27 protein-coding genes, 1 tRNA gene and 1 pseudogene are annotated in these 25,922 nt (G+C 59.9%); 5 read left to right on the top strand and 24 right to left on the bottom strand.

Going from position 1 to position 25,922, the window contains the following annotated elements; translation table 11 throughout:
• Window positions 1-40: 40 nt before the first annotated feature.
• From C816_RS02110 to C816_RS24120, 8 genes are all read right to left on the bottom strand, one after another.
• Entirely contained in the window at window positions 41-1,057 is a 1,017-nt protein-coding gene (locus C816_RS02110) for a hypothetical protein (protein WP_016320754.1), read from the bottom strand.
• A gap of 1 nt (window position 1,058) precedes the next feature.
• Window positions 1,059-2,258 carry an antirestriction protein ArdA gene (locus C816_RS02105; protein ID WP_242832128.1) on the bottom strand — a complete coding sequence of 400 codons (1,200 nt, stop codon included), beginning with the start codon at window positions 2,256-2,258 and terminating at the stop codon, window positions 1,059-1,061.
• A gap of 1 nt (window position 2,259) precedes the next feature.
• The gene (locus C816_RS02100) at window positions 2,260-3,270 is read right to left on the bottom strand and encodes a DUF4314 domain-containing protein (protein ID WP_016320752.1); all 1,011 of its coding nucleotides are present in this window, start codon (window positions 3,268-3,270) and stop codon (window positions 2,260-2,262) included.
• Window positions 3,271-3,951, bottom strand: a complete 681-nt coding sequence (locus C816_RS21480) for a DUF4240 domain-containing protein (protein ID WP_016320751.1) — start codon at window positions 3,949-3,951, stop codon at window positions 3,271-3,273. It abuts the gene before it with no gap.
• Window positions 3,952-4,096: 145 nt separating this feature from the next.
• Window positions 4,097-5,431, bottom strand: a complete 1,335-nt coding sequence (locus C816_RS24125) for an LPD28 domain-containing protein (RefSeq protein WP_016320749.1) — start codon at window positions 5,429-5,431, stop codon at window positions 4,097-4,099.
• Between the two features lie 63 nt (window positions 5,432-5,494).
• Window positions 5,495-6,373, bottom strand: a complete 879-nt coding sequence (locus tag C816_RS02085) for a radical SAM protein (protein ID WP_016320748.1) — start codon at window positions 6,371-6,373, stop codon at window positions 5,495-5,497.
• The gene (locus C816_RS02080) at window positions 6,370-8,136 is read right to left on the bottom strand and encodes a DUF6329 domain-containing protein (protein WP_016320747.1); all 1,767 of its coding nucleotides are present in this window, start codon (window positions 8,134-8,136) and stop codon (window positions 6,370-6,372) included. Before C816_RS02080 ends, C816_RS02085 begins: the two co-directional genes overlap by 4 nt.
• A complete protein-coding gene (locus C816_RS24120) occupies window positions 8,133-8,309 on the bottom strand; it encodes a hypothetical protein (RefSeq protein WP_016320746.1) in 177 nt (58 codons plus the stop codon). Before C816_RS24120 ends, C816_RS02080 begins: the two co-directional genes overlap by 4 nt.
• 224 nt (window positions 8,310-8,533) lie before the next feature.
• On the opposite strand from C816_RS24120, the gene C816_RS21475 reads away from it, so the two are divergent.
• Together C816_RS21475 and C816_RS02070 are read left to right on the top strand one after the other, a co-directional pair.
• Entirely contained in the window at window positions 8,534-9,127 is a 594-nt protein-coding gene (locus tag C816_RS21475; protein WP_016320745.1) for a hypothetical protein, read from the top strand.
• Between the two features lie 13 nt (window positions 9,128-9,140).
• Window positions 9,141-9,446 carry a hypothetical protein gene (locus C816_RS02070; protein WP_040654527.1) on the top strand — a complete coding sequence of 102 codons (306 nt, stop codon included), beginning with the start codon at window positions 9,141-9,143 and terminating at the stop codon, window positions 9,444-9,446.
• 77 nt (window positions 9,447-9,523) lie between these two features.
• Here C816_RS02070 and C816_RS21470 read toward each other — a convergent pair whose 3' ends face one another.
• Window positions 9,524-10,249, bottom strand: coding sequence for a hypothetical protein (locus C816_RS21470; protein WP_016320744.1), 726 nt, complete (start codon window positions 10,247-10,249; stop codon window positions 9,524-9,526).
• Between the two features lie 96 nt (window positions 10,250-10,345).
• On the opposite strand from C816_RS21470, the gene C816_RS22235 reads away from it, so the two are divergent.
• Window positions 10,346-11,878, top strand: coding sequence for an IS3 family transposase (locus tag C816_RS22235; RefSeq protein ID WP_016320743.1), 1,533 nt, complete (start codon window positions 10,346-10,348; stop codon window positions 11,876-11,878).
• A 287-nt stretch (window positions 11,879-12,165) separates the two neighbouring features.
• Here the strand turns inward: C816_RS22235 and C816_RS02055 are convergent.
• Window positions 12,166-12,252, bottom strand: a tRNA-Leu gene (locus C816_RS02055).
• Between the two features lie 424 nt (window positions 12,253-12,676).
• On the opposite strand from C816_RS02055, the gene C816_RS02050 reads away from it, so the two are divergent.
• Window positions 12,677-13,444: a helix-turn-helix domain-containing protein gene (locus tag C816_RS02050; RefSeq protein WP_016320742.1), complete on the top strand. Its 768-nt coding sequence runs from the start codon at window positions 12,677-12,679 to the stop codon at window positions 13,442-13,444.
• 297 nt (window positions 13,445-13,741) lie between these two features.
• Here the strand turns inward: C816_RS02050 and C816_RS25510 are convergent.
• Both C816_RS25510 and C816_RS02045 read right to left on the bottom strand, forming a co-directional pair.
• Window positions 13,742-13,837 (bottom strand): annotated as a pseudogene (locus C816_RS25510) (hypothetical protein); the annotation flags it as partial.
• A gap of 149 nt (window positions 13,838-13,986) precedes the next feature.
• On the bottom strand, window positions 13,987-14,262 hold the full coding sequence (locus C816_RS02045; RefSeq protein WP_242832088.1) for a hypothetical protein: 276 nt from the start codon (window positions 14,260-14,262) through the stop codon (window positions 13,987-13,989).
• A gap of 284 nt (window positions 14,263-14,546) precedes the next feature.
• On the opposite strand from C816_RS02045, the gene C816_RS02040 reads away from it, so the two are divergent.
• A complete protein-coding gene (locus tag C816_RS02040; protein WP_016320740.1) occupies window positions 14,547-14,978 on the top strand; it encodes an RrF2 family transcriptional regulator in 432 nt (143 codons plus the stop codon).
• A gap of 143 nt (window positions 14,979-15,121) precedes the next feature.
• Here C816_RS02040 and C816_RS02035 read toward each other — a convergent pair whose 3' ends face one another.
• The 12 genes from C816_RS02035 to C816_RS01980 form a co-directional block, all read right to left on the bottom strand.
• Window positions 15,122-15,574: a MarR family winged helix-turn-helix transcriptional regulator gene (locus C816_RS02035; protein ID WP_040654526.1), complete on the bottom strand. Its 453-nt coding sequence runs from the start codon at window positions 15,572-15,574 to the stop codon at window positions 15,122-15,124.
• Between the two features lie 73 nt (window positions 15,575-15,647).
• Complete coding sequence (fabZ, locus tag C816_RS02030) at window positions 15,648-16,079, bottom strand: 3-hydroxyacyl-ACP dehydratase FabZ (RefSeq protein WP_040654770.1); 432 nt, start codon at window positions 16,077-16,079, stop codon at window positions 15,648-15,650.
• Between the two features lie 9 nt (window positions 16,080-16,088).
• Complete coding sequence (gene fabF / locus C816_RS02025; protein ID WP_016320737.1) at window positions 16,089-17,330, bottom strand: beta-ketoacyl-ACP synthase II; 1,242 nt, start codon at window positions 17,328-17,330, stop codon at window positions 16,089-16,091.
• A 354-nt stretch (window positions 17,331-17,684) separates the two neighbouring features.
• On the bottom strand, window positions 17,685-18,428 hold the full coding sequence (gene fabG / locus C816_RS02020; RefSeq protein WP_016320736.1) for a 3-oxoacyl-[acyl-carrier-protein] reductase: 744 nt from the start codon (window positions 18,426-18,428) through the stop codon (window positions 17,685-17,687).
• A 1-nt stretch (window position 18,429) separates the two neighbouring features.
• Window positions 18,430-19,380 carry an ACP S-malonyltransferase gene (fabD, locus tag C816_RS02015; RefSeq protein ID WP_016320735.1) on the bottom strand — a complete coding sequence of 317 codons (951 nt, stop codon included), beginning with the start codon at window positions 19,378-19,380 and terminating at the stop codon, window positions 18,430-18,432.
• The gene (locus C816_RS02010; protein WP_016320734.1) at window positions 19,377-20,465 is read right to left on the bottom strand and encodes an NAD(P)H-dependent flavin oxidoreductase; all 1,089 of its coding nucleotides are present in this window, start codon (window positions 20,463-20,465) and stop codon (window positions 19,377-19,379) included. Before C816_RS02010 ends, fabD begins: the two co-directional genes overlap by 4 nt.
• Window positions 20,456-21,391 (bottom strand): nitronate monooxygenase, encoded by a 936-nt coding sequence (locus C816_RS02005; RefSeq protein ID WP_016320733.1) that lies wholly within the window; start codon window positions 21,389-21,391, stop codon window positions 20,456-20,458. Before C816_RS02005 ends, C816_RS02010 begins: the two co-directional genes overlap by 10 nt.
• Window positions 21,392-21,451: 60 nt before the next feature.
• Complete coding sequence (locus C816_RS02000; protein ID WP_016320732.1) at window positions 21,452-22,411, bottom strand: beta-ketoacyl-ACP synthase III; 960 nt, start codon at window positions 22,409-22,411, stop codon at window positions 21,452-21,454.
• Window positions 22,408-23,223, bottom strand: coding sequence for an acetyl-CoA carboxylase carboxyltransferase subunit alpha (locus tag C816_RS01995; RefSeq protein ID WP_016320731.1), 816 nt, complete (start codon window positions 23,221-23,223; stop codon window positions 22,408-22,410). Before C816_RS01995 ends, C816_RS02000 begins: the two co-directional genes overlap by 4 nt.
• A complete protein-coding gene (accD, locus tag C816_RS01990) occupies window positions 23,220-24,074 on the bottom strand; it encodes an acetyl-CoA carboxylase, carboxyltransferase subunit beta (RefSeq protein WP_016320730.1) in 855 nt (284 codons plus the stop codon). The genes C816_RS01995 and accD overlap by 4 nt, the downstream gene beginning before the upstream one ends.
• Window positions 24,071-25,462, bottom strand: coding sequence for an acetyl-CoA carboxylase biotin carboxylase subunit (accC, locus tag C816_RS01985; protein WP_040654525.1), 1,392 nt, complete (start codon window positions 25,460-25,462; stop codon window positions 24,071-24,073). Before accC ends, accD begins: the two co-directional genes overlap by 4 nt.
• On the bottom strand, window positions 25,456-25,863 hold the full coding sequence (locus C816_RS01980; RefSeq protein ID WP_016320728.1) for an acetyl-CoA carboxylase biotin carboxyl carrier protein: 408 nt from the start codon (window positions 25,861-25,863) through the stop codon (window positions 25,456-25,458). The genes accC and C816_RS01980 overlap by 7 nt, the downstream gene beginning before the upstream one ends.
• Window positions 25,864-25,922: the final 59 nt, after the last annotated feature.

Here is a 25,922-nt window from a genome sequence, read left to right as displayed (position 1 = left end):
TGTGCCCATTTGACACCACCACCTTTCATTGCCGGTATACTCATTGCATGGTCATGCCGCCCTGTTCCGGGGCGGTGTATTCGCGGACAAATTCCCGGCTGTTGCGGATCAGATAGCCGGTCTCACCGCTGGCCTCCATATATCCGGAGGTCTCCAGCAGATCCTCCGCATAGTCCTTCAGATGGATATTGCCGGATTGGATCAGCTCTTCCGATACGCCGTAGGAGCGGAGATTTTTCGCGGCAAACTCTTTCAGACCGTCACGGGGCACCCACTCGTAGCATGAGAGATTCTGCGAGATATCCAGAGCGAATTTCAGAGTATGACAGCCCTCATACCCCAGGGCGGCGGCGAACTTTTCCCTCCAGTGGGGTTCGCCCTGCCCCTGCTCGTCCAGAATGAAGCCAAGATTGTCGCCGTCCCTGACCAGCTCCGTAACGCTGTCGTACTGTTCCATGAGGTCCCCGGCTTCCGGGAGAATACACCGGGCCTCCAGCAGGGTGCAGTCCTCCAGAGACTTGACCCGCAGTGCCTCCAGCGCAAGTGTGACTTCGGTGGATTTTTCCGGCGTCTGTCCGTCATAATCCGGCAGCCGCAGCCACACCCCCTCCGGCACAGCGGGAGAGGCCAGCCTCAGCTTGACGCTCCAGTCGCTGTCCTCCGGCAGAGGGGTGCCCTCTCCGCGGTAGGCCGGTTCCGGCGGCTCTTTCGGATATTCCACATAGCAGCTCCCAATAAACAGGCCGGGATGATCGTTTTCAAACTGCTGCCCGATATGGTCGAAGTCCACATACGGCAGGACTTCCTCCGGCAGCTTGGACGCCTGACCCAGGCTGAACCGGCCCAATTCCTCGTAACTGCCGGCCGGATGGATCTCGCACCCGGACAGATTCTGAATGCTGTTGATAACCTCAGCCGCGGTTTCAGGCGGGTGCCGCATAGAGTCGGCAGCGCGGACATAACCCTCACGGACGCTCAGTGTCTCCAGCCGCTCCTCCAGCCACGCCCGTTCCTGGGGAGTACCGGGCAGGTCCAGCAGATGATCAAACTCTCCCATGTCACTTCATCTCCATTCCGCCCTGCGTGGGGCTCTCTTCTACGCCTTGAATCGGCTGCCCATCCACCCGCTCAATCAGGCCGTAGGCGGTCAGCACTCCATTGTAGCTCCGGATCAGCGCCTGCCCGTATTGATGCAGGTTCACATAGGGCGTGATGATCTCCGCCTCCCGGTCACAGAGAATTGTGGAAAGCTCCCCCTTCGCCACTTCGATGGGGGAGCTGTACTGCGGAGAGAAAATGTACTTGTCCAGCGAATCCGCCAGCAGGGAGGCGCTTAGAAGATCACGGCAGTTTGCGGCTTCCAGCAGGGCCTTGTATGCGGTCAATTCTTTCGGTTCCATGCCGGACAGCTTCTCTGACAGCTGATTCAGCTCCGGCAGATCTTCGGTTGTATAGAGCATTTGCTCTATGCCGGGTATAACGCCATCAAAGCTGGTAAATACGGTTCCGAGCCAGCCAGTGTCACCCAGCTGCTCCTCTGCTTTTTGAAATTCTTCCTCTGCGGCGGGGAGATTTAGAAAAACCTCCTTCGTGGGATCTGCGCCGGGCACGGCGTCAGGGTGGTGAATCACGCCGACACGGAATATATAATCCGGTTTTTTGGGTGCCAGATCCAGCGGCTTATACACCTCCGCCAGTGCGCTGTGCTGTTCCACATAGCTGCCGGGGTGGTCCGCGGTGCGCTCCACGAAGACCCCGCCCTCCGCCTGACGGTGTTCCCGCCCGATCCGCTCGAAGTCCAGCAGCTCGAACACCTCGTCTGTCAGATCAACAGCTTCCGGCAGGAAGTCGTTTTCCGCCAGGAACTGGCCCAGCCGGAAGTCGTTCAGAGCCGTATCCACCACATGACAGCAATCCGTGCTATGGGCGATGTCAATCAGCCTTGAGATGGGGATGGGCTGATTTTTTCGCTGTTCTATGGCCAGAAGTCCTGCGAAGGCGGTGCATTGCCGTTCATCCAGCTCCGACAGCTTCTGCGCCAGGGCGTTCAGGTCCTGCAGCCCGCAGGTATCGTTCAAAACGGAGGACAGTTCCTCGAATTGACGGTACCCTGTGATCTCCCAGTACGGGATTTCGCCCTCTGTCAGCCGGAGCTTGTCAAAGGCGTCCTGCATCTCATAGGGCGTTGCGGGGAGGGACAGTTCCGCGCAGGCGGCGCTGTCCGGCTGGTCCGCTTTCGCCAGATAAATGTCGAACACCTTAGCCAAGAGTCATCCCTCCCATCGGTATTCCAGCCTCTATATCGGTGGGGGACTGGAGGGCCTGCTCATAGGTCTTTGGGTCCGCGGCGGGGCAGTCCCAGCCATGGAGACAGCCACTCAGCATGGCCTGCTCCTGAGCCGGGGTAATCCCCCGGTATCGGTTGCGGTAGTCCGCCATGTGGCGGTTCAGGCCAGGCTTTTCGCTGTTGTTCTCCGCTGCCTGCCAACCAGCATCCTTGGTGATGCAGATCAGGGAGCCATCCTCCGGCAGGACCGAATAGCACAGCTCCGGGAGACGTTCAGTAAAGTGAGGATCAAAGCGGTCCTGCTCCGTCATGATACTCCAGTCATCGCTGTTCCACAGATGGACGTACAGCTCACAGCCATCACCGACATCAATATCGTGCTGCTCGAAGCTCTCTCCCCAGCCATCGGACATCTGTCCGCCCAGGTAATCAGTCAGGGTTTCCAGTTCCATGGGCGTCAAAGTATCCTGCACCTGGCATTCCACCACCGCCCAGAGCTGTCCCTCCCGCTCCTCCGCGGTGAACAGGGCGGAGCGGACCTTTTGGTTCACGGCGTCGTCCTTGCCGTACCAGTGCATGACGCCCCGTTCCGCCTCCTCCGGCTTCCGTTCCCGGATCAGGGCCGCCAGGATCTGATCCTGATAGCTCCGGAGCTCTTTCCCGTTAAGCGGTTCGCTCTCCCCGCTCACATCGCCGTACTCATCGGATGTGAACAAATTTGCTGTCATGGGGGCGTACAGCTTCAGCGTCTGGAGGGGCGGGGGCAGGACGGAAAACCGGTCCTCACCCAGCACGAGGCCGAGGCCCCGGCCATTGTCCCACTTGACGTGGAAGGTGCCGATGTCGTCGATGCTCTCCAGCGTCCCCATGGTACCCGGCTCCACAGGGCAGTAGGGGTCCTTCATCTCCTGAAGCTTGATCCGGCTTCCCACAGGGAACTGCTGGCGCAGAAAGTCCAGCCACTCTTTTGATATCTGACTCATTTACATCCCCTCCATATTCATGTTGATTTGCGGTACACCTCGCTGCGGCGGGCCGCCTGCCCGCGCTTTTTGGATGTCCGGACTGCCGGAGTACCATATTGTACTGCCAGTCTCCAGCATGGACTCCACCGTGCCCGGCTCCAGATATTTGGCGCACAGGCGGGGAAGATACGTTTCAAGCTCATCCCATTCGTAGGGATAGCCAATTCCCTCGCCATAGGTAATATCCTGTCTCAGTTCCGCCACCAGCGCGTCGTAAGCGGCCGGGTCCATACTGTCATAGGCGCTTTGACCTGTCAGCGTCTCCAGCACTGTATTCCCCACATAGGTCAGGGCCTCAAACTGGCAGCCGCCATAGGCTTCCGTATCCGCCAGCGAGTCCGGATCTGCCAGCGCCGCCAGATAGACTTCTCTGCCCTGGGCGATCAACCAGGCCTGAAAATCGATGAAGCCGTCATCCGAGCACCCACCGCACATCAGCGAGGCGGCGTTCCAGAGGCCATACTGATTGGCGAGCTGCTGGTATCCGTGAAAAATGTCATGGAAATTCTGAGCCTGCTGAGGGCCGCGGGCGGTGAGCTGTTCTGTCAGCCATTGGAGAGATGCGTCCATATCCTGACCGCACTCTTTTTTCATCTCCGCGATTAGACTCCAAAAGGAGTCTGTACGCATCTCTCTCATAGGCTTATCCCCTCCATCTGTAGTGCTGGCGGAGACGGGGGGATCTGCTTCTCCAGATGCTGTGCCGCGAAGGGGGCTGCGTGTTCTGTCAGGCCGGCGATACACCGGCACATGGCGTTTTCGTATACTCTGTACCGCGGCTCCATCAGCTCATGCCTCCCATCGTCATGCCCGTATTGCCATAGTCCTCAATCCGGCGGGGATTTTCCTCCCCGTACAGATCATAGATCATATCATCCACAGCCTTTCTGACTGCGGGGTCATCGGTCAAGGTCTCGCAGCGGAAACCGGTGGATGCCTGGTATGGCAATTCCTCCCGGACGGTCTGGAGGTACCTCTGGGGATCGGTGAAGCTCCACTTCTCACCGCTGGCAAAGGTCACCCGCCCGACAGCCGGACTTTCATCCAGCATCTGCTGGAGCCGGCTGGCGGCGTCCGTTACCACCGGGTCATCCTTGAAGCTGTCCAGCTTCAGGCGGTCCTCGGACAGCCACTCCCGGCCATCCCAGTAAATGGCGAGATCCACGGCGGCGATGCCGTCCTTGGTGACGCCCAGCCGCTTGTCCCCGCAGTCAAGACTTGCGTAGAGCGGTATGGCCTCCTCCAGGGGGAGGTGGTGATCCAACCGCCGCTCAGGCGTATTGATATGCTCAATCACATACCAGTCGTAGCTGTGGGGAAGGGCGGGATCGGCGGTGTCCCTGAGCATCCGGTGCCCTTTTTCCGTCAGCCCCATCTGCTGGGCCTGCCTGTCAAAGCAGGAGAGGTACGCCTGGTAGTCGCCCTCCGCGGGATTGCACCGCAGGCGGTAGAGGTACCGCTCCGTCTCCACGGTGAAGCCGTAATTCTGGCAGAGGGAACTGCCGTTGATCTCCCCGCCGTGGCCCCAGCAGTAGCGGCGCATGGAACCGAGGCTTTTCAGCACGGTTTTCCTCAGCTCGTCTACAACCTCCTGGAGTTCGGCCTTGAACTCCTGCGTGTTCAGCTCCTCCGGCCCCCTGGGCCACCAGGTGTGATAGAAGGACTTCCCACCGCTGCCGAAGTCCATGCGGACGTGGCCGATTGCTCCAAGATTCTTATCCTTCTCCGGCGTCTGGGAAAAAAACAGCCCCGCCTCCTCGGGGGAAGCGGGGCGCAGAGTGAATTTTCTCGGGTCCTGGGGACAGGGCAGATGCTGCTGACGGCAGAACTCCGCCAGCGTGACCGGCTCCTCATAGGTTAGAACCAGGTCCTTCACTTTTCTCTCTGCGGTGGTAACCTTCTTCAAGGGCTGGGGGGAAAGCACCGTGCCGACGCGGTACACCACGGCAAGGTCCGTCAGCTTCAGCGGCTGATCCGGTTTCCGGTCGGTCCCGCAGAGATCATAGCAGTGCCAGCCCTCCGGGACCTCCTCCCGAGCAATGGGCTGTTCGCTGTAGAGGACCTGCTTCCCGAACAGCTCCGCCGGGTGCATCCGGTCTTTGTAAAGGTCAATGTACAAGGGGTTTCATCTCCTTTTCCTTGATTTGTGAACACAACAGATACCACAGAACCGCCCGGAAGTCTACTCTTTTTTGAACTCCTCCCAGGTGCAGGAGCGAAAGATCGGCTTTCTGTTTACCCATCTGGCAAACCGCCTCTGTTCCTCGGTGGGTTCGCTGCCGTTGTAGTCTCGGTAGGGCTGGGCAAAGATCTCTATACCCATCTTGTCCAGGGCGCATGCCCTCCGGTTTGCCTCCTCTACGTCCTGGACCAGCATGTAGGCCCAGAACCTGGATTTCGCGATTCCGGCTTCCTTCATATACGCAGCAGCCCGCTCGATTACCGGGAGCATCTCAGAGGTATCACAGGACAGACGGACAAATTTGATCCATTTCAGCCGGGCCAGGAGCGCCGCGGTTTCCGGAGTAATGAGGCGGGCGTCCAATCCCTGATTGAAATCTACCCAAATCCGTTGTCCTCCCATGGCCTCGATCTGTTGGAGGCCGTGTTCGCAGGCCAGGACGTTGTTGTCTATGAAGATGATCCTGTCACTGTCCGGACGCTTGATCTCCTCCCAGGTGGCCGCCGGTCTGATCTGCCCCTCTTTTTGGGGGACGATGCACCAGGGGCATCGTCTGATACATCCCCTGGTCAGAAAGCCGATGGCGTAATCAACCCCTGGGTAGATCGAGTAATCCGGTGAGGCCCTCTCAATTTTGTCTGGCAGACTGCCGTAGTTCTTATAGCCGGTGCCGCCCCGGATGATTTCGTCTGCGTCAATCACAGTATCAACATCCGGAGTAAATGTGAAGACCTTGCTCATATAGACGCGGTCATAATGGCAGAAGCCGTTCCACCACTCCACAACGTCACCTCGGTTTTTATGCCAGGCGGACAGACGCATCAGCGCCAGATTGGGAAATCCGCTGTGGCCGTCAACGTCAATCAGGCCGATTTTCACAGCATCGTCTGTCCGATCTCCGGCTCAGGCGGAAAGGGATTGCTCAGGCGGCGGACCAGACCGAACTCTGTCCGGCGAACGCCATCCTCCGCCAGGGAGTCTGTGCCGAGTTGGGCGAAGTCCATATAGCCGTCGATGGTGTCGATGATCTCATCGTCTGCCCCAATGCGGCGGAGCACCTGCTTTCCGTACTCCTCCGCGTTCTCCGAGGCCAGCTCATAGTCATCCCGGTTCATGGCAATCTTGAGGACCTCCGCAAGGGTGTCCGGCTGTTCCGCCTCCAGGACCGCGCAGAACTTTGTCAGTTCGCCCTCCTCCCGTTCCATCTTCTGGAGACAGTGCGCCAATGTGTTTGCGTCCTCTACACAGATCGTATCCAGCGGGATCAGGCTGTCCAGCTGCGGTGCGGAGAATTTAACGGCGGTGATGCCGGCCTGGGAAAAGTCCTCCACGTCCAGGTCCCGTTTTGCCTGTGTCATCTCCTCCTCGGAGGCGGGGAGCGTAAGATAATACCACCGGTCCGCGGTGGCGAGGGTCAGGGCAATCTTCCCCGGCGGTTCTTCCCGCGGAGCCGGGCTTTCCCGGCGCGGTTCCATGGGTGCGTCCCGTGTCAGCTCCTCCAGCGGAACGCCGCCGTGATATACCACGTAGCCGCATTCGTTGAACTGCCCGCTCTCCTGCCGGACGCGCTGTTCCCCATAGCGCCGGTAGTCATAGCAGTCCTCCAGATCTTCGTCATACTGAAACTTTCCCGACTGCCGGATCATGTATCTGCCATATTCCTCCGGAGTCCGAACGCCGGGAACGAAGCTGAACTGGCCCAGGTTCTCCGCCAGACGGCAGATGGAGACAGCGCCCGATGTCTTTGCCATCAGGACCACCGCGTTCAGCTTCTCCATATCCGCTTCGTTCATCGTTGAAATGGCCTGGCACATCCGGTTGAGAGCGGAAAGACCATCACCGGACAGCCGCTCCAGATTCAAGGCCTCCGCCACTTTTTCCGGCAGCTCATCAAAATCAAGGCGCACCCGTGCGTCAGACATTGTGTCAATGTCAACCCGGAGCAGTGTCCGCTCAATTTGGTGTTCCGAAGCGGGGAGGTACAGGTGTTCCGGATTTTTCCCCTCCGCGAGGCCCTGTTTCGACGTGACCTCCAGCACCATGAGAGGGCTGTCATAGAGATATGCGGGGAATTGATGCCCGTTGTAGAGCTCCTCCAGCACCATGCCGTTGTCGTAGACCACACCGTAAGGGGTAACCGTCTCGCCGCCGCTGTCGATCAACAGCAGGGCGGTTTCAACGCCATCCAGATTTTCCAGCTCCTTCGTTTTGGCGCTGCCACCATTCAGATTCATGTAATGGCTGCGCCCGACTTGCTCCAGTTCGGAAAAGTTTGTGATGACCGTGGCCTGCAGGCAGCAGAACGTGAGATTGATGAAATCCTTGACGTCCTTTAACTCCAGCTTACAGGCCATGGCCTGGAACTGGGCGTCCTCGCCCGTGCAGAAGCTGTCCAGCCGCTTTGCCAGATAGTCCAGCTGGTCCACATTGACCAGCGTACCATTGAGTGTGCTCAGCACACTGTAGTGGCTGTCCACATCATCCACCGCGCAGTCCCGGTCCACAGAGTGGCCCAGGTCCATTGCCCGGAGCATCTCAATCGTCTGATCGTACTGGTCAGCGGGGATGGGGAAGGGGATGGTGATCTGCCCGCATTCCGGTCGCTGGGGGTTGCTTAGGACCGCTTTGATCACATAGCTCATACGCCGCCCTCCCGCGTCTTCCGCGCTGGGGAAAGCGGCGGCTGGCTGCGGGGCGGCTTCTTCTGGGGCCTTTTCCTCCGGGTATCGGTCTGGATGGGAACCCTCCTGGATGGGTCCATCATCATCCTCTCAAATCCCGCCAGACGGGTGTCACCCATGAAATATCGTGCCATATTCTTTTTGTCCTCCTCAATGTTATTTGCAGTTCCCGAAAAAAGGACAAAAAGAAAAGAGGCGCTGCCCTTTTTCCGGGAAACGGCCTCAAATGGTACAAATATAAAATTCTAGTAGAATTACATTCCGCCTTGCCACGATTGATTTTTCCGGGTAAATTCGCTACAATACTTGTGTAACACAGAGTGTTTTCTGCGCTGAAAGCCACACATGGGAGGCCATTATGGAGCTGCTTCTTCCGGATTTTGATCTCATCTGTTATACACCCGGCAAGCCATTGCTCTATCGGACCGTGGCGAAAGCATATCAAGTTCAAACCGCGTGCTACCCCGGTTCAGCCGATGATTTGTTTCCGTCACTCTATATTCCGAATGTCATTTATATTGACCAATTTTCGGTCATAAATGATTTCTTTCAGCAGCGGGAACGTATTCAAAAATACCTGGATAAAAACAAGGTATATTCTGAACCATGCAGGTTCTGTTTTTACTATCAGGACTACCGGTATCCGCTTGACATCCCACAGGCAGACCTTCTGATTTCGCAGAACGCAGGGGATGTAAGCCAAACGATGAAGTCCTGCCTGCGTCCTGGCGGCATTCTGCTGCTTGCAGAAGGTGGGGAAAATATAAGATCAGTTTTTAAAGATCCGGATTATGAGCTGTTGGGAACGATACGCTTTTATGATCAGGTTCATGCCACCATTGAACCAGGGCTTCAGCCTCCGGAATATTTTTTCCCATCGGATGGTTCCTTTCCGAATGGAATTCCCATGGAGCGCAATTTCTGTTTCCGAAAAATACGGGAAACACAGTAGGGGAAAGATGCTTATGAAAAGAGTCACCTGTATATTCTATAGCTTTGATGAATTTCACGACCTTCTCCGGCGCACCGTTTTTACACATGGAGAGAACTTCAGCGTTGAAGTCAAAGACCGGTATTTCTGGCGTGCTGTCATATATGATCCAAATTTGGATGACTCACAGGAAGAGCCCTGTATATCGGATTTTGAAGCGTTGGAGGGACTTTCCAAACTCGTGGGTATGAAGCTTTCAAATACACACGTCAGTTATAATGGGATATGGCTTGAGGGGGAGCCATTACTGCCCAGGCCAAGTACACGCAGGCGAAAATAACCGCTGTGATATTGGGCCATAACTGTCTCCCGTTTATGCCTGTTAATCAGGGAGCTGTTTTTCCTTGTAAACCAAAGCTAAATACCGAACTGCATCCCATTGCTTTCAGCGAATAATGCATCTGCATATTCTAATTCTTTGCCATTAGAGAGCGCCACCCGCTCGTCCAGATCCGGGACGCTGTGCTCAATCTGCTCCGCAGTGGATTCCAGGCATTTCTGCCGTTCTTCTGTGATGGGGCAGCTGCCGTCCAATGTTTCATGTATGCAGCGGTAAATCTCCGTCATTTGCTCCGGAGCAAAAAGGGCGCTGCGGGGAACAAGGCCGGAACGGGTTGCGAAGTCTCGCTTGGCGGCGGTATAGCTTTCCAGGCCGATGTCAGGACCGTGGTAGTGTCCCTGGTGTAAAGCGGTGCGTTCCCGCACCCGTTCCCAGGTGACAAACTGGACGCCGTACCGGGTAGGGTGACCCGCCAGCACTACATTATTGAAATCAGCCAGCAGCCGGTAGTCACCCGTCAGACCGCTGGCCGTCAGCTGAGGCGCTGTCTCCATCTGGCGCATATACTCGGCAGTGGACTTGGTGATGGCCGTTACCCAGTCCAAGGCCTCCTGCCGGCTGTCACTGGCCACGTCCTCCTTCCAGTATCGGACACCGCTGGTCTCCGTGATCTGACAGAGACGCTGTCCGTCCAGGTCCACCGGCAGAAGGCCGTCTTCCGTTTCCGGTTTTACGGTGAATCCCTCATGCTGGAGATTGTGGGCAAGCTCTTGAAAATACCTGTTTTTTTCGTCTGTATTCATTATGTTTGCTTCTCCTTTCTGCTTCAGAATGATATGCTCCCCATAGAGTAGACAAAGCGAGAAAAACTTGCAGACTACTCGAAGGGGAGCATCATTATGTCAGCAATCAGTGCGGAAACAAAGATCGATGCAGTGAAGCAGTGCTATGCCGGAGCCGGGAGCCTGAATCAAATCGCAGCAAGATTTGGGGTGCAGCGCAGCACCCTACAGAAATGGCTTCAGAATTATGATCTGTTTGGTGAGGAAGGGCTGCGTCACCGGAAGGGGAATCATCACTATCCCGCAATCGTAAAGCAGCAGGCGGCAGAGCTGTATCTGTCCGGTCAGATAAGTATAGAGGCAGTCTGCAAAAAATATCAGCTGCGGTCAAGATCGCAGCTGGAACAGTGGATTAAGTTGTATAATGGTCAAAAAGGATTCCGTTCTCCCGGAGGCAGAAGGAGTGTTCCGTTGACCATGGTATCTTATGAAGAGCGTAAAGCAGCGGTGGAGTATTGCATCACTCATGGAAAAAACTACAAGCTGACCGCGGCTTGCTTCGGGTTCACATATCAGCAGGTTTATGGCTGGGTACAGCGATACCACAAGGCAGGCTTGGAGGGGTTGGACGGTGACCATCGTTCGTCCGGCCTTGCCGCGGAGAACCAGCGCCTGCGGATGAACAGCCTGGAACTGGAAATGAAAATGGCGGTACAGCAGAGATACCAGCAGATATGCTGGCCCAGAAATCAGCTGCCGGACTTCAGCGGGGTCCGGCATGAAACGGCCTATCAAACCGTCAAGGAACTGCATGAGACGTATCACTGGCCTGTGTGCAAGCTCTGTATGGCAGCAGGCGTCAGCCGGGCTGGGTATTACAAATGGCTCAACCGAGCGGCAAGTCCCAAGCAGAGGGAAGACGAAAAGCTGGCTCATCTAATTGTTGAAATATACCAAAGCCAGCACGGCGTTCCCGGTTACCGGCAGATGCAGATCATTTTGGAACGACGGTATGGAATCAAGTGTAATCTGAAGAGGGTATACCGGCTGATGCGGCTCCTTGACCTCCGCTCTGTATGCAGGAGAAGAAAGCGGACACGCAGGAAGAAGTCTTCGGATGAATATCTTGCGGAAAATATTTTGAACAGGGGCTTTGCGGCAAAGAAACCAAATGAAAAGTGGCTGACGGATGTAACAGAATTCAAATATGGGACAAGCGGAAAAGCTTATTTGTGCGCAGTCCTGGATTTGTACGGAAGGAATATTGTAGGTTTTTCATTCGGGCAGCGTAATAACATCGCTTTGGTCTTCGAAGCCTTTGAATGGGCGTTCCGGCAGTATCCCGATGCGCATCCGCTGGTTCATAGCGACCGGGGCGCACAATATACCAGCCGCGCCTTTCAAAAAAGGATGAAGGAGGCCGGTGTCTGTCAAAGTATGTCCCGTCCAGGAAAATGCCTGGACAATGCGCCCATGGAAGGATTTTGGGGTACTTTGAAATCCGAGATGTACTATTTACATCATTTTGATGACTACAGCCAGCTTTGCGAGGCGGTCGCCGCATACATCTATTTCTACAACCATGAACGATACCAAAAAAAGCTTGGGTGTGTGACGCCTATGGAATTCTTGGCAGCTGGGGTGAAATAGAGGCAAAAGCTATCTCATTGCCATTCCTGCCTTTCTTTTTCTCTGTTTTGTCTACTTGACAGGGGGCACTTCACTGTTCATTGCCATCTGATCGACGCATAAAATCGGCGCTTGAAATTTAGCGCCTTTTTTCAATTGTGTATTACGAGGGTTCGAATCCCCCCAGCTGCTCGAAAACCCTTATTTACATCTCCCGTTTGACTGGTGAAAAATCAAGGGTCAAAATCCCTGGAAACCACTGATGCCGTAGGCTGAACGCCTACGGCATCTAAAGTGGGTTCTTGGTTTGGTGCCGGTGGTGGGACTCGAACCCACACGGTGTCGCCACCGGCGGATTTTGAATCCGCTACGTCTACCAATTCCATCACACCGGCATACAATATAACTATTATACTTGCTTTTTTTCTAAAATTCAAGAGTGAATTTCAGAAACTTTGATTCGTAAAGGAGTTGACAAAGAGGGATATATGCATTTACATTGAATGTGGATAAGCGTTAATCCCGCTTTTCGAGCAACTGGAGGGAATTGAACCCTCACAGCACACCATTGAAAAAAGGCGCTAAATTTCTGATATGCTCCCCATAGAGTAGGCCTTGTTTGAAAAAAGGCAGAATGCCCAACGGCGAGAGATTTTTTGCCAATCAAGGCAAATCTTTGCAGGCGGGCTGACGCCCGGCAAGAACATTTAACGCAGAGTGGCGGATAAAGATCCACCGTTTGGGCGTTTTGACTTTTTTCAAACATGGCCTAGACAAAGCAAGAGAAAACTCGAACACTACTCGAAGGGGAGCATTATTATGGAAACGATCAGCTCGGAAACGAAAATCCACGCAGTAAAACAGTGTTATGCCAGAGTCGGCAGCCTCAATCAAATTGCGGCAAGGTCCGGGGTAAACCGCAGCACATTGCAGAAGTGGCTGCTGAACTATGATTTACTTGGCGAGGAAGGACTGTGCCATCATGCCGGGAACCATCACTATCCCGCAATTGTGAAGCAGCAGGCGGCAGAATCGTATCTGTCCGGCCAGATGAGCATAGAGGCAGTCTGCAAAAAATACCAGCTGCGGTCAAAATCGCAGCTGGAACAATGGGTTATGATGTATAATGGTCAAAAAGGATTCCGTTCTCCCGGAGGCAGAAGAGGTGTTCAATTGACCATGGTATCTTATAAGGAACGTAAAGAGGCGGTGGAGTATTGTATTGCTCACAGGAAAAATTATAAACTGGCTGCGACTCACTCTGGATTTACATACCAGCAAATCTATGGGTGGGTACAAAGATATCATAAGGCTGGCCTGGAAGGATTGGACGGCGGACATCGTTCTTCCAGACTTGCCGCAGAGAATCAGCATCTGATGGTAAGCAACCTGAAATTGGAAATGGAACTGGTGGTACAACAGAAGTACCAGCAGCTTTGCTGGCGCGGGGATCAACTGCCGGACATCAGCGGGGTACGGCAGAAAGCAGCCTATGAGTCCGTCAAGGAACTGCATGAAGCGTATCATTGGCCTGTGTACAAACTCTACGCCGCGGCGGACGTCAGCCGGGCCGGGTATTATAAATAGCTTAACCGGACAGCAAGCGTCAAGCAGCTGGAAGACGAAAGGCTGGCGCGCCTGATTGTTGGGATATACCAAAGCCAACATGGCGTTCCTGATTACAGGCAGATGGAGATGATTTTGGAGCGGCGGTATGATGTAAGAGATATCTGTTACCCATTTCTGATTGGGACGTTTTGCCCGGAACTCCCGGTTCAAGAGATTGGAATAACGGCGCAAGCACTCCACTGCCTTGTTGTAAGACCGTCTGCGGCGAATCTGCGAGAACAGGTCATAATCTCGCATAATACGCAGGACCGTCTTTTCATTCAGGCGGATTCCCTTCTCCTGTTCCAGCCAAATCTGGACTCTCCGGCATCCGGAAGTTCTGCGGCAGGCTTGATGGCACTGGCGGATCATATCCGCAATGTCTGCGTTCTTCCTGGGCCTGTCCAGGTTCTTTACATAGCGGTAATAACCGCTGCGGGAGATGCCGAAGAAACGGCACATCATTTGAATGGAATATTGTTTCCGGTATTGATGGATAACAGCAAACTTCACGCATGGCCTCACTTCTTTCCAAGCTTTTGATGAAAATTTCGCAGCAGCTCATTTTCCATTCGCAGTTGACGGTTCTCCTTTTGCAGAGCAAGATATTGGTCCGCAGTTGGAGTGAGGAAGCTGCTGGGACGTTTCGGAACCTTGCCATGTTCAACGAGCAGCCTCTGCTTTTTGTATTCATTGTAAATGGTGTTCTGGATCGTCTTAAAAGGCTTATTGAATTTATCTGCCAGCTGCCGGTAGGTATATCCCTCTTCAATATGCAGCCGCAGGATCTCTTCCACAACTGGCCGTGGCGTGATGTGGTACCCGGGCATATGGCGCTCTCCTCTCTTTCTCTATTGTATCGCTTCTCCCCTTTACTGTCCATTGTCCACTTTTCATGGGGCGGTGCAGACCTCGCAGTACCTCCATAGCACACAGATTCGATTTTCTCAATAGCGACTAAAGGCAAATCTCCGTTTTTTACGGTATGCCCGCCGCCGACTGGTACAGCTTCTCAATAAAAGGTTGATTTCCCATCGGCTCAATTGTATAATTAGGCATATACGCAGACGGAGGGGACCATATGCTGATCTCTACAAAAGGACGGTACGCGCTGCGGGTCATGACCGATCTGGCCGGTCAGATACCCGGAGAATACATTCCGCTGAAGGAGATCGCCCAGCGGCAGGAGATCTCGGAGAAATACCTGGAGGCCATCATCAAACTGCTGGTCAGAGGCGGTCTGGTCGCCGGCCTCCGTGGCAAGGGCGGCGGATACAGGCTGACAAGGTCCCCGGGGGAGTATACGGCGGGCGAGGTCCTCCGGCTGACGGAGGGCTCCCTGGCCCCCGTGGCCTGTCTGGACTCGGACGCCGTCCCCTGCGCCAGGGCCGCCGCCTGTCTCACCCTGCCCGTGTGGCAGGGGCTGGACCGGGTGATCGGCCAATATCTGGACAGCGTCACCATTGCCGACCTGCTGCGGCAGACCTCCGCCGGAAACGGCGGCGCGATCTGAGCCCGGCGCTCCCCGATCCATTGTTTTCATCCGGCGGGCCAGCCGCTGGCCGCTGCACCAAAGGCGGATCTGTTCATTATGAAGACAGATAGACAGCCCCGGCGGTTTCACCGGAAACCGCCGGGGCCTTTTTGCGCTGCCAGTCACAACTTCACATCCGGGATCTGGACCTCCGGCATCAGTTCCCGGCTGACGACGTTCAGCATCTCCTCCAGCCGGGCGCACTCCTCTGCGGAAAACCGCCTGGTCACCCGGCCCATCACCTCCACCAGGTAGCTGGTGGAGATATTGTAGTAGTCAAAATACTTGGGCGTGACCTCCAGGTGGTACTCCCTGCGGTCCTCGGCGGACTGCACCTTGCGGATATAGCCCTTTTTCACCAGGCTGTTGACCTTGTAGGTGGCATTGGGCGGGGAGATGCGCATGAAGGTGGCGAACTCGTTCACCGTGGGGCTGCCCAGCGCCTGGATCGTCTCCACGCAGAAGGTCTCCACCGTGGTCAGATTGGCCTCCCGGGTCTGGAAGCGCTGGAAGATCTCCTGGTAAAAATGCACCTTGAACTTGGTATAGACATTGAAAAACGCATGCTGCAACATTGCCCTCGCCCGCTTTCCCGCAGAGTCTCCGTTCTTTTTACAGTATAGCAAACTTTCGGGAAAACGGCAAGGGTCATTCCCCGCCGATGGCAAAGGTCAGCTCCGCCGCCGCGGCCTCCTGCCCGTTGACCGTGGCCCGGCAGGTCCCCACACCCACGGGGCCCCTGCGCTTTGTCAGCACGCATTCCATTTCCACCACGTCCCCGGGAACCACCTGCCGCTTGAAGCGGGCATCCTTTACCCGCCCCAAAAAGGCCAGCTTCCCCTGGTTCTCCGGCAGGGCCAGAATGGCCACGCCCCCCACCTGGGCCATGGCCTCGATGAGGAGGACGCCGGGCATCACGTGCTTTTGGGGAAAGTGGCCCTGGAAGAAGGGCTCGTTCACCGTGACGCACTTGATGCCCTTGGCCCACCGGCCCGGCTCACCGTCCACAATGCGGTCCACCAGGGCGAAGGGGTAGCGGTGGGGCAGAATTCGGGCGATCTGATTGGAGTCATACTGCATTCCCATCTCTCACGCCTCCCATCTTCTCAAAAGGATACTGCCGTTGTGGCCGCCAAAGCCCAGCGAGTTGCTCATGGCGTACTCCACCGCCGCGGCGCGGCCCTCGTTGGGCACCACGTCCAGGTCGCACTCCCCGTCCGGCACCCGGTAGTTGATGGTGGCGGGGAGGAATCCGTCCCGCAGGGCCAGGGCGGTGAACATAGCCTCCACGGCCCCCGCCGCCCCCAGCATATGCCCGGTCATGGACTTGGTGGAGCTGACGGCCAGTCTGCGGGCGTGGTCCCCGAACACCGCCTTGACGGCGGCGGTCTCGATGGCGTCGTTCAGGTGGGTGGAGGTGCCGTGGGCGTTGATGTAGCCCACCGCCTCCGCCGCGGTCTCCCCGTCCGCCAGAGCCATGGCCATGGCCTTTGCGCCGCCGCTGCCGTCGGGCCGGGGGGCGGTCATGTGGTAGGCATCGCAGGTGGCGCCGTAGCCCGCCACCTCGGCGTAGATCTTCGCTCCCCGCCTTTTGGCGTGCTCCAGCTCCTCCAGCAGCAAAACGGCCGCGCCTTCGCCCAGGACAAACCCGCTGCGCTCTTTGTCAAAGGGAATGGAGGCCCGGCAGGGGTCCTCCGTCTGGGTCAGGGCCCGCATGGAGGTAAAGCCCCCCACCGCCAGAGGCGTGACGGCGGACTCCGTGCCGCCGCAGAGGCACACGTCGGCGTAGCCGTCCCGAATGTAGTGGAAGGCGTCCCCCACGGCGTTAGTGCCGCCGGTACAGGCGGCCACAGGGCAGGCGCACATCCCCCGGAAGCCGGCGGCGATGGCCACCTGTCCCGCTGCCATGTTGCAGATGCCGGAGGGGATGAAGAAGGGGGATACCCGGTCCCAGCCCCGGGCCAGTCCCCGGTCGTGCTCCTCCTCAGTGATGCCCAGACCGCCGATGCCGCTGGAAACAATGACGCCGCAGCGGTCCGCCTCCGCCTCCTCCGGGGAAAATCCGGCGTCCTCCAGGGCCTCCCTGGCGGAGACCACGGCAAACTGGGTAAAGCGGCCCATGCGCTTGGCCTCCGGCTTTGAGATACAGATCTCCGGATCAAAGCCCTTGACCTCCGCCGCCAGACGGACCTTCATGCCGGCTGGGTCAAACTGGGTGACGGGCCCAATGCCGCAGGCACCCTCCCGCACGGCCTGCCAGCTCTCCGGCGCGGTGAGGCCCAGGGGCGTGACCGCGCCCAGGCCGGTGATGACGACTCTGCGTCGTTCCATACGAAAACCCCCTGTTTTAATCAGGAATTATAGCAGACGTCAAAATCTCTGACAAACGGGCCGGCCCCTACAGACAACGCACAGGGTTCGCCGCTCTCGGCGGCCTGTTGTCAGCAATTTTGACGATTACTGCAGGACTTAGCGCCTGTATTCACAGGCGCTGAACACCTTCCGGCCGGGCCTTTTGCCGCCCTGCCGCGTAAAAAATCGTGAAATACATCCGGTATTCCTGCGATTTTTTGCCTTGCAGGACAGTAAAACACCTCGCCCATCCAATATTTCCCGCCTATGAATACAGATTCTTAGGAATGAGGAATCGGACTGCGAATTGCAAAGCTCCCCACTCCCCAATTTTCACATTGCCATTCCGCCGTCCACCGCCAGCACCTGGCCGGTGATATAGGCGGCGTCATCGCTGGCCAGAAAGGCCACGGCCCTGGCCACCTCCTCGGCGGCGCCCAGACGGGCCATGGGGATGGCCGCCAGGGCGGCCGCTCTGGCGGCGTCCTGCATGGCGGCGGTCATGTCGGTTTCAATGAAGCCCGGGGCCACGGCGTTGACGGTGATCCCCCGGCCCGCCAGCTCCTTGGCCAGGGACTTGGTCATGCCGACGACCCCGGCCTTGCTGGCGGCGTAGTTCACCTGTCCGGCATTGCCCCGCAGGCCCACCACGCTGCTGAGATTGACAATGCGGCCGCAGCGCTGTTTCAGCATGAGGCGGCTGACGGCCTTCATGCACAAAAACGTCCCCTTCAAGTTGGCGTTCATCACCGCGTCGAAGTCCTCCTCGCTCATCCGCATCAGGAGATTGTCCCGCGTGACCCCGGCGTTGTTCACCAGGATGTCGATCCTTTGAAAGCCATGGAGCACCGCGTCCAAAAGACCGCTGACCTGGCCCGCGTCAGATACGTCGCACCGGACCGCCAGCGCCTTTCTCCCCAGGGACTCCACGGCCCGGACCGTCTCCCGGGCAGCGGCCTCGTTTCCGGCGAAGCACAGCGCCACATTGGCCCCGCCTCTCGCCAGCTCCAGGCACACGGCCCGTCCGATCCCCCGGCTGCCGCCGGTGACCAGGGCTGTCTTTCCTGTAAAATCCATATTATGTCCTTCCCTCCGTCAGCTGTTTCAGGGTGTCCGTCAGGGCCTCCACATCCGCCGCAGTCTCCACCGGGCAGACCGGGAACTCCGGCACGGTCTTTTTTACAAATCCGGTCAGGGCCCTCCCCGGGCCGATCTCCACCAGTGCATCCAGGCCCATAGCGGCCATCCTCCGGATGGAGTCCTCCATATAGACGCTGCTCTGAACCTGCCGGACCAGCAGCGACTGAATGGACGTTCCCTCCTCCCGCACATCCCCCAGGCAGTTGAAAATCACCGGAATCCGGGGCTCCTCAAAGGGAACGGTCCGAAGGTGCGATTCCAGCGCCGCCCCGGCGGAGGCCATCAGCGGCGTGTGGAAGGGTCCGCTGACCCGCAGGGGAAGACACCGCTTCGCGCCCCGCTCCTTTGCCAGGGCGGCGGCCTTCTCCACCGCCGCCCGGTCTCCGCCGATTACCAGCTGGCCGGGGCAGTTGTAGTTGGCGATGACCACGGCGCCCAGGGCGGAGGCCTCCTCGCAGGCGGCCTGGAGGGATTCCCGGTCCAGGTTCAAAACCGCCGTCATGGCGCTGTCGTGTCCGGCGGCGGACTCCTCCATGGCCTTTCCCCGGAACGCCACCAGCCCTACAGCAGTCTTCGCATCAAAAACCCCGGCGGCGTGGAGCGCCGAATACTCTCCCAAGCTGAGGCCCGCTGCCGCGGAGGGAACAATCCCCTGTTCCGCCAGCACCGCCGTGAGGCCGGCGGCAAAGGCCACCATGCAGGGCTGGGTATACCGGGTCTGATTCAATACCCCGTCCGGATCTTGGAAGCAGGTCTCCCGCAGGTCGAAGTCCACCTCCCCTGCCGCCTCGTCCAGCACCGCCCGGAAGACAGGGTACGCCTCGTACAGATCCGCCCCCATGCCAGGGTGCTGGCTGCCCTGTCCGGCGTATAAAAAGCCCAGCTTCATATGGCGGCCCTCCATTCGTTCATAATCTGTTCTATCTGCTCCCGCACTGTGGAGAGAACTGTCACTTCTCCAGCATTTGCGCCGCAGAAGAACAGGCCGTTCTCCCAGTCCCCCCGCACCGCCGCAACCAGCGCTTTGGAGATACAGTAGGGCGCTGTTTTCCGGCCACAGGGCACCAGACACTGGATACAGCGGTCAATCGCCGGCTGGATGCCCTGCTCCACCCGCTCTATCAGCGGGCTGCGAAGGGCGCGGCCCGGCAGTCCCACCGGACTTTGGACGATCGTGATGTCCTCCCTCCGGGCATTCAGCAGCACCCGCTTATAGGCGGGGCTGGCGTCGCACTCCTCTGTTGCAATAAAGCGGGTAGCAAACTGGGCCCCGGCGGCGCCCTGGTCCATGCAGCGGCGCATCTCCCCGCCGTCTTTCACGCCGCCGGCCACAAACACGGGGATGTCCCGCCGGTACTTCTCCCGGAAGGGGGCCAGCGCCTCCAAAACCTCATGGAGCAGAGTGCTGAGGGGCTTTAGCCGTCCCCTCTGCGCCGCCAGGGCCTCCTCTCTGGAAAAGCCCAGGTGTCCCCCCGCCAGGGGACCCTCCAGCACCACAAAGTCGGGGACTCTCTGGTAATGCCGGTCCCACAGCTTACAAATTAGGGCTGCGGCCCGCCCGCTGCTGACCACCGGCGCCAGGGCGGCGCCGCTCTCCGGCACCTCCGCCGCAATGGCGGGCAGGTCCCGCGGCAGCCCCGCGCCGCTCACTACGGCGTCCACCCCTGCCCGCAGGGCGGTGCGGACGCTGTCCGCGTACTGCGTAGTGGCCACCATGGCGTTGACCGCCACCATTCCCACACCTCTGGCCGCCTCCCTGGCCCGGCGCACCTGCCGGGCCAGGGCCCGGAGGTTGGCGCCATTGGGGTTTTGCGCATAGTCCGGCTCGTCAAAGCCGCAGGCGGCGGTGGAGATGGTGCCCATTCCGCCGCAGGCGGCCACTGCCCCCGCCAGGCGGTCCAGGCTGACGCCCACGCCCATACCGCCCTGTAAAATGGGGATGGACAGCGTCCTTCCCCGGATGATCACTGCCATTCCCGGTTCACCGACTCCAAAACGGCCTTTCCGCCCTGATACAGCTCCTCAAAAATCTGCCGCAGGGGCCTGATCTCACGGAGCATTCCCGCCACCTGTCCGGCCATGACGCTGCCGGTGTCCATATCGCCGTCGAACACCGCCCGGCGCAGGCCGCCCAGGGTGACGGTCTCCAGCTCCTCCAGCGTGGCGCCCCGCTTCTCCAGGGCCAGGTACTCCCGGGTCATCCTGTTTTTCAGGCACCGCACCGGTCCGCCCACGGACCGGCCCGTCACCACCGTGTCGCTGTCCTTTGCCTTCAAAACCGCCTGCTTGTAGTTGTCATGAATGGGGCACTCCTCGCTTGCCAGCAGGCAGGTGCCCACCTGGACGCCGCAGGCCCCCAGCGCCAGGGCCGCCGCCATCTGCCGCCCGGAGGCGATGCCGCCGGCGGCCACCACGGGCACATCCACCGCGTCGATCACCTGGGGCACCAGGGCCATGGTGGTCATCTCCCCCACATGGCCGCCGGACTCCGTGCCCTCGGCGATGACGGCGTCAATTCCATACCGCTCCAGCCGCTTGGCCAGCACCGCCGCCGCCACCACGGGCAAAACCTTGATCCCCGCCTCCTTCCAGGCGGGGATGTACTTGCCGGGGTTGCCCGCGCCGGTGGTGACCACCTGGACGCCCTCCTCCGCAATGACCCCGGCCATCTCGTCAGCGCAGGGGTTCATCAGCATGAGGTTTACGCCAAAGGGCTTGTCAGTCAGCTCTCTGGCCCGGCGGATCTCCCTGCGGAGCCGGTCCGCGTCCCAGCCGCCGGTGGCGATCATGCCCAGCGCCCCCGCGTTGGAGCAGGCGGCGGCAAACTCACCGGTGGCGATATTGGCCATACCGCCCTGGATGATGGGAAACTCGGTCCCCAGAATCTCATTCAGCTTCATCAAAATTACATTCCTCTCTATATGCTCAGGAATCGGACCCGAAATTCCAAAATTCCCGATTCACACTCTGCCATCCGTGAATTCGATCACACAGCCGCCCCAGGTGAGGCCGCCGCCGAAGCCCACGACCAGCGTCCGGGAGCCGGGACCCACGCGGCCCATGTCCTCCAGCTCGCTGAGCACCAGCGGGATGCTGGCGGCGGAGGTATTGCCGTACTCGGCGATGTTCTTGTAGTACTTCTCCGGCGGGATGCGGTACTTTCGGGCCGCCAGGTCGATGATCCGGGCGTTGGCCTGGTGGAAGACGAAGAAATCCACATCCTCCAGAGTATATCCGCTCCGCTCCAGCACCCGGTCCATACACCAGGGCACCGCCTCCACGGCAAATTTGAAAACCCGGGTCCCCTCCATGGAGATCAGGCTCCGCTCCCCGCTCTCCACACCGGGCAGGCGCAGCAGCCGCTCGTCTCCGTGGCAGCCCAGCTCCGCGCCGATGGAGGGCCAGCCCTCCCGGCACTCCACCACCGCCGCCCCAGCCCCGTCCCCGAAGAGGATGCAGGTGCCCCGGTCGTCCCAGTTGGTCACGCGGCTGAGGGTATCCGCCCCCACCACCAGACCGAATTTCCGGGGCGAGGCGTTCAGCAGGCACTCCATGGTGTGGAGGGCGAAGAGAAAGCCGGTGCAGGCGGCGCTGAGGTCGAAGCAGGGGATGTCGCCGGGCAGGCCCAGCTCCCGCTGGAGGGCGCAGGCGGCGGAGGGCACCAGATTGTCCGCCGTCACCGTGGCCACAATGCAGGCCCCGATCTCCTCCGGGGAGACGCCGGACCGCTCCAGCGCCGCCCGGGCCGCTCCGGCGCAGAGGGAGGTGTGGGTCTCCCCGGTGCAGTGATGGCGGCGGCGGATACCCGTGCGGCTGGTGATCCACTCGTCGCTGGTGTCCACCCGCTCCGCCATGTCGCCGTTGGTGACCACCCGCTCCGGCACACAGCGGCCCATGCCTCTGATCTTGATTCCCTTCATGGGTCCTCCTTTCGGATGTTTCCGCCCATCCGTCTGAATTTCTGGTACCGTCCCTCCGCCAAAGCCGCCCCGCTCTGGCGGAGCAGCTCCGCCAGATGGCGGCTGAGACAGCGGTCCGCCTCGCCCAGGACGGCCCTGGGGGACAGGTGGGCGCCGCCCTCCGGCTCCGGGATAATCTCGTCGATAATCCCCAGGCCCAGGAGGTCAGGAGCCGTGAGCTTCATGACGCCGCAGGCCTCCTGATGCCGCTGGGCGTCCTTCCACAAAATGGAGGCGAAGCCCTCGGGGGAGAGAATGGCGTACACGGCGTTCTCCAGCATCAGCACCCGGTCGGCAACGCCCAGGGCCAGGGCGCCGCCGCTGTTGCCCTCGCCGGTGATGACGGCGATCACGGGCACCGTCAGGCGGCTCATCTCAAAGAGGTTCCGGGCGATGGCCTCCCCCTGGCCCTGGGCCTCGGCCTCCAGGCCGGGATAGGCCCCGGCGGTGTCAATGAATGTAATGACCGGACGGCGGAACTTCTCCGCCTGCCGCATCAGCCGCAGGGCCTTGCGGTAGCCTGCGGGGCTGGGCATCCCGAAATTGCACCGGATGTTCTCCTCCGCCGTCCGGCCCTTGCGGGTGCCGATAACGGTGACAGGCCGCCCGTGGTACAGCGCGATTCCGCCCAGAATGGCCCCGTCCTCTCCGCTGAGGCGGTCGCCGTGCTGTTCAAAAAAACCGGTGAACAGCGTCCCGATATAGTCGGTGATGCCGGGCCGCTGGGGGTGCCGGGCCGCGGCCACCCGCTGGGCCGGTGTCAGTGCGCTCATGTCTTTCCTCCCCTCTCGTGGAGGCGCAGCAGCCGGGACAGGGTCTCCCGCAGCTCGCTCCGGGGCACCACCGCGTCCACGAAGCCGTGCTCATCCTGGTACTCCGCGCGCTGGAAGCCCTCCGGCAGCGTCTCTCCGATGGTCTGCTGGATCACCCGGGGACCTGCAAAGCCGATCAACGCCCCCGGCTCCGCCAGGATTACGTCCCCCAGGGAGGCGAAGCTGGCGGTGACACCGCCGGTGGTGGGGTCCGTCAGCACAGAGATGAACAGCAGCCCTTTTTGGGAAAACCGGGCCAGGGCGGCGCTGGTCTTGGCCATCTGCATCAATGACAAAATCCCCTCCTGCATCCGGGCCCCGCCGCTGGCGGAAAAGAGAATCAGCGGCAGCTTGTTTTTGGCGGCGTACTCAATGGCCAATGTGATCTTCTCCCCCACGGCGGCGCTCATGCTGCCCATGAGAAAGCGGCTGTCCATGACGCCCACAACGCACCTGCGCCCGTCGACGGTCCCCGCGGCGGTGACCACGGCCTCCTGAAGGCCGGTCATTCTCCGGGCGGCGTCCAGCTTCTCCCGGTAGCCCGGGAATCTCAGCGGGTCCGCGGCGGAGAGCTTTCCGTTCAGCTCCCGGAAGGAGCCGGGGTCCAGGATGGTGCTCAGGCGGTAATAGGCCCCCAGGGGGAGGTGGTGTCCGCACCTAGGGCAGACGTACAGCGCCTGCGCCACCTGCCTGCGGTCGCTGTCTCCGCCGCAGCGGGGACAGGTGAAGGTCTTCTCTCCGGCGGCGTAGCTGTCCCGCAGGGCCTTCATGGCCAGCAGGCGGGCCCGCCGCCTGGCAAAGACGCCGTTCATGCCTCTCCCTCCTTCTCCGCCAGCCGCCGGTTAAACTCCAGCAGCTCTTTGAGGTGTCCGTCCAAAAAGGCGGTGGTACAGCCGCCCCGGAGGAACACCGGGTGATACAAGATCTCGTAGGACAGCTCCGCGTTGGTGGGGAAGCCCTCCAGGGTAAACTCCTCCAGGCAGCGGCGCATCCGGCGGACAGCCTCCAGCCGGGTGGGAGCGTGGACCAGCAGCTTTGCCGCCAGGGAGTCGTAGTACGGCGGCAGGGTACAGCCGCTGTACAGGCAGGAGTCCACCCGCACCCCTGGCCCGCCGGGAAAGTGCAGAAACTCCACTCTGCCGGGGCAGGGCCGGAAATCCTGCGCCGGGTCCTCGGCGTTGACGCGGCACTCCATGGCGTGGCCCTCCAGCCGCACATCCTCCTGGGCAATGCCCAGGGAGAGGCCGGAGGCGATCCGCAGCTGCTGGCGCACCAGGTCCACGCCGGTGACCATCTCCGTGACCCCGTGCTCCACCTGGATGCGGGTGTTCATCTCCATGAAGTAGAATTGCTCTCCATCGCTGTCCAGCAGAAATTCCACCGTGCCAGCGCCCTCGTATCCCACGGCCCGAGCCGCCCGGACGGCGGCCTCGCCCATCTCCCGCCGCAGCTGCGGCGTCAGGCACCGGGCGGGGGCCTCCTCGATGAGCTTTTGGTTCCGCCGCTGGATGGAACAGTCCCGGTCCCCCAGGTGGATCACATTGCCCTGGCGGTCCGCCAGGATCTGGAACTCGATATGCCGGGGATTCAGCACCAGCTTCTCCAGGTACATCTCATCGCTGTCAAAGCAGGCCCGGGCTTCCGCCTGGGCCTCCGCGAAGGCGGCGGACAGGTCCTCCGGGCCGTCACAGCGGCGGATGCCCCTGCCGCCGCCTCCGGCGCTGGCTTTCAGCAGCACGGGCCAGCCCACCCGCTCCGCGGCAGGCAGAGCCTCCTCCGCGGAGCGCACCGCCCCGTCGGACCCCGGCGTCACCGGCACGCCCGCGGCGCGCATGATCTCCCGGGCGGCGGACTTGCTCCCCGCCTTCCGGATGGCGTCCCCGGAGGGGCCGATGAAGATCAGGCCGGCGGCAGCGCAGGCGTCGGAAAAGTCCGCGTTCTCGGACAAAAAACCGTACCCAGGGTGGACTGCGTCGCAGTCAGCGGCCTTTGCCACAGTCAAAAGCGCCTCCTGGTTGAGATAGCTGTCCGCCGCCCGGGCGGGGCCCACACACACCGCCTGGGTGGCCAGCTGGACATGGAGCGCCTCGCTGTCCGCCTCGGAATAGGCGGCCACAGTCTCAATGCCCAGCTCCCGGCAGCTCCGCAGAACCCGCAGGGCGATCTCGCCCCGGTTGGCGATCAATACCCGCCTCAGCATGGCCGGTAGCGGAACAGAGGCTCGCCGAAGGCCGCCAGCTCGCCGTTGGCCTTCACCACCTCTTCGATGACGCAGTCACAGGGGGCGGAGACCTCGCTCATCATCTTCATGGCCTCGATGAGGCACACAGTCTGCCCCTTCTCCACGCGGCCGCCCACCGTCACAAAAGGCGGACTGTCCGGCGAGGAGGCCGTGTAAAAGGTCCCCACCAGCGGGGCGTTGATGGTCTCCCCGGCTCTGGGCGCGGGGGCCATCTCCGCCCCTTTGGCGGCGGGCTCCGCGGGCGCCTGGGCCCCGCCCCGGGTCAGCTCTATGGAAAAATCCTGCATGGACAGCCGCATCGTCTGGGCGGTGCTGCGGTCAAAGCAGGCAATCAAATCGTAAATCTCCTGGTTGGTCATGACAGTTCCTCTCCGTTCAGGTTGGTCCGGCGGGGGAGGCGCGCCTCCCCCGCCGGAGG

The sequence above is a fragment of the Oscillibacter sp. 1-3 genome (assembly GCF_000403435.2).
Classification (GTDB): domain Bacteria; phylum Bacillota; class Clostridia; order Oscillospirales; family Oscillospiraceae; genus Oscillibacter.
Note: the sequence above shows the minus strand (reverse complement) of the source record. Positions and strands in the feature narration are given on the sequence as shown.

What these genes read in the sequence shown, in the direction of transcription:
- C816_RS01980 (WP_016320728.1), bottom strand. Translation starts at nt 25,863, where the DNA reads ATGACCAACCAGGAGATTTACGATTTGATTGCCTGCTTTGACCGCAGC.
- C816_RS21480 (WP_016320751.1), bottom strand. Translation starts at nt 3,951, where the DNA reads ATGAGAGAGATGCGTACAGACTCCTTTTGGAGTCTAATCGCGGAGATG.
- C816_RS02080 (WP_016320747.1), bottom strand. Translation starts at nt 8,136, where the DNA reads ATGAGCTATGTGATCAAAGCGGTCCTAAGCAACCCCCAGCGACCGGAA.
- fabZ (WP_040654770.1), bottom strand. Translation starts at nt 16,079, where the DNA reads ATGCAGTATGACTCCAATCAGATCGCCCGAATTCTGCCCCACCGCTAC.
- accC (WP_040654525.1), bottom strand. Translation starts at nt 25,462, where the DNA reads ATGCTGAGGCGGGTATTGATCGCCAACCGGGGCGAGATCGCCCTGCGG.
- C816_RS01995 (WP_016320731.1), bottom strand. Translation starts at nt 23,223, where the DNA reads ATGAGCGCACTGACACCGGCCCAGCGGGTGGCCGCGGCCCGGCACCCC.
- C816_RS02100 (WP_016320752.1), bottom strand. Translation starts at nt 3,270, where the DNA reads ATGAGTCAGATATCAAAAGAGTGGCTGGACTTTCTGCGCCAGCAGTTC.
- C816_RS24120 (WP_016320746.1), bottom strand. Translation starts at nt 8,309, where the DNA reads ATGGCACGATATTTCATGGGTGACACCCGTCTGGCGGGATTTGAGAGG.
- C816_RS21475 (WP_016320745.1), top strand. Translation starts at nt 8,534, where the DNA reads ATGGAGCTGCTTCTTCCGGATTTTGATCTCATCTGTTATACACCCGGC.
- C816_RS02050 (WP_016320742.1), top strand. Translation starts at nt 12,677, where the DNA reads ATGGAAACGATCAGCTCGGAAACGAAAATCCACGCAGTAAAACAGTGT.
- fabD (WP_016320735.1), bottom strand. Translation starts at nt 19,380, where the DNA reads ATGAAGCTGGGCTTTTTATACGCCGGACAGGGCAGCCAGCACCCTGGC.
- C816_RS02005 (WP_016320733.1), bottom strand. Translation starts at nt 21,391, where the DNA reads ATGAAGCTGAATGAGATTCTGGGGACCGAGTTTCCCATCATCCAGGGC.
- fabF (WP_016320737.1), bottom strand. Translation starts at nt 17,330, where the DNA reads ATGGAACGACGCAGAGTCGTCATCACCGGCCTGGGCGCGGTCACGCCC.
- C816_RS02010 (WP_016320734.1), bottom strand. Translation starts at nt 20,465, where the DNA reads ATGGCAGTGATCATCCGGGGAAGGACGCTGTCCATCCCCATTTTACAG.
- C816_RS02110 (WP_016320754.1), bottom strand. Translation starts at nt 1,057, where the DNA reads ATGGGAGAGTTTGATCATCTGCTGGACCTGCCCGGTACTCCCCAGGAA.
- C816_RS02035 (WP_040654526.1), bottom strand. Translation starts at nt 15,574, where the DNA reads ATGTTGCAGCATGCGTTTTTCAATGTCTATACCAAGTTCAAGGTGCAT.
- fabG (WP_016320736.1), bottom strand. Translation starts at nt 18,428, where the DNA reads ATGGATTTTACAGGAAAGACAGCCCTGGTCACCGGCGGCAGCCGGGGG.
- C816_RS02000 (WP_016320732.1), bottom strand. Translation starts at nt 22,411, where the DNA reads ATGAAGGGAATCAAGATCAGAGGCATGGGCCGCTGTGTGCCGGAGCGG.
- C816_RS02070 (WP_040654527.1), top strand. Translation starts at nt 9,141, where the DNA reads ATGAAAAGAGTCACCTGTATATTCTATAGCTTTGATGAATTTCACGAC.
- accD (WP_016320730.1), bottom strand. Translation starts at nt 24,074, where the DNA reads ATGAACGGCGTCTTTGCCAGGCGGCGGGCCCGCCTGCTGGCCATGAAG.
- C816_RS21470 (WP_016320744.1), bottom strand. Translation starts at nt 10,249, where the DNA reads ATGAATACAGACGAAAAAAACAGGTATTTTCAAGAGCTTGCCCACAAT.
- C816_RS22235 (WP_016320743.1), top strand. Translation starts at nt 10,346, where the DNA reads ATGTCAGCAATCAGTGCGGAAACAAAGATCGATGCAGTGAAGCAGTGC.
- C816_RS02040 (WP_016320740.1), top strand. Translation starts at nt 14,547, where the DNA reads ATGCTGATCTCTACAAAAGGACGGTACGCGCTGCGGGTCATGACCGAT.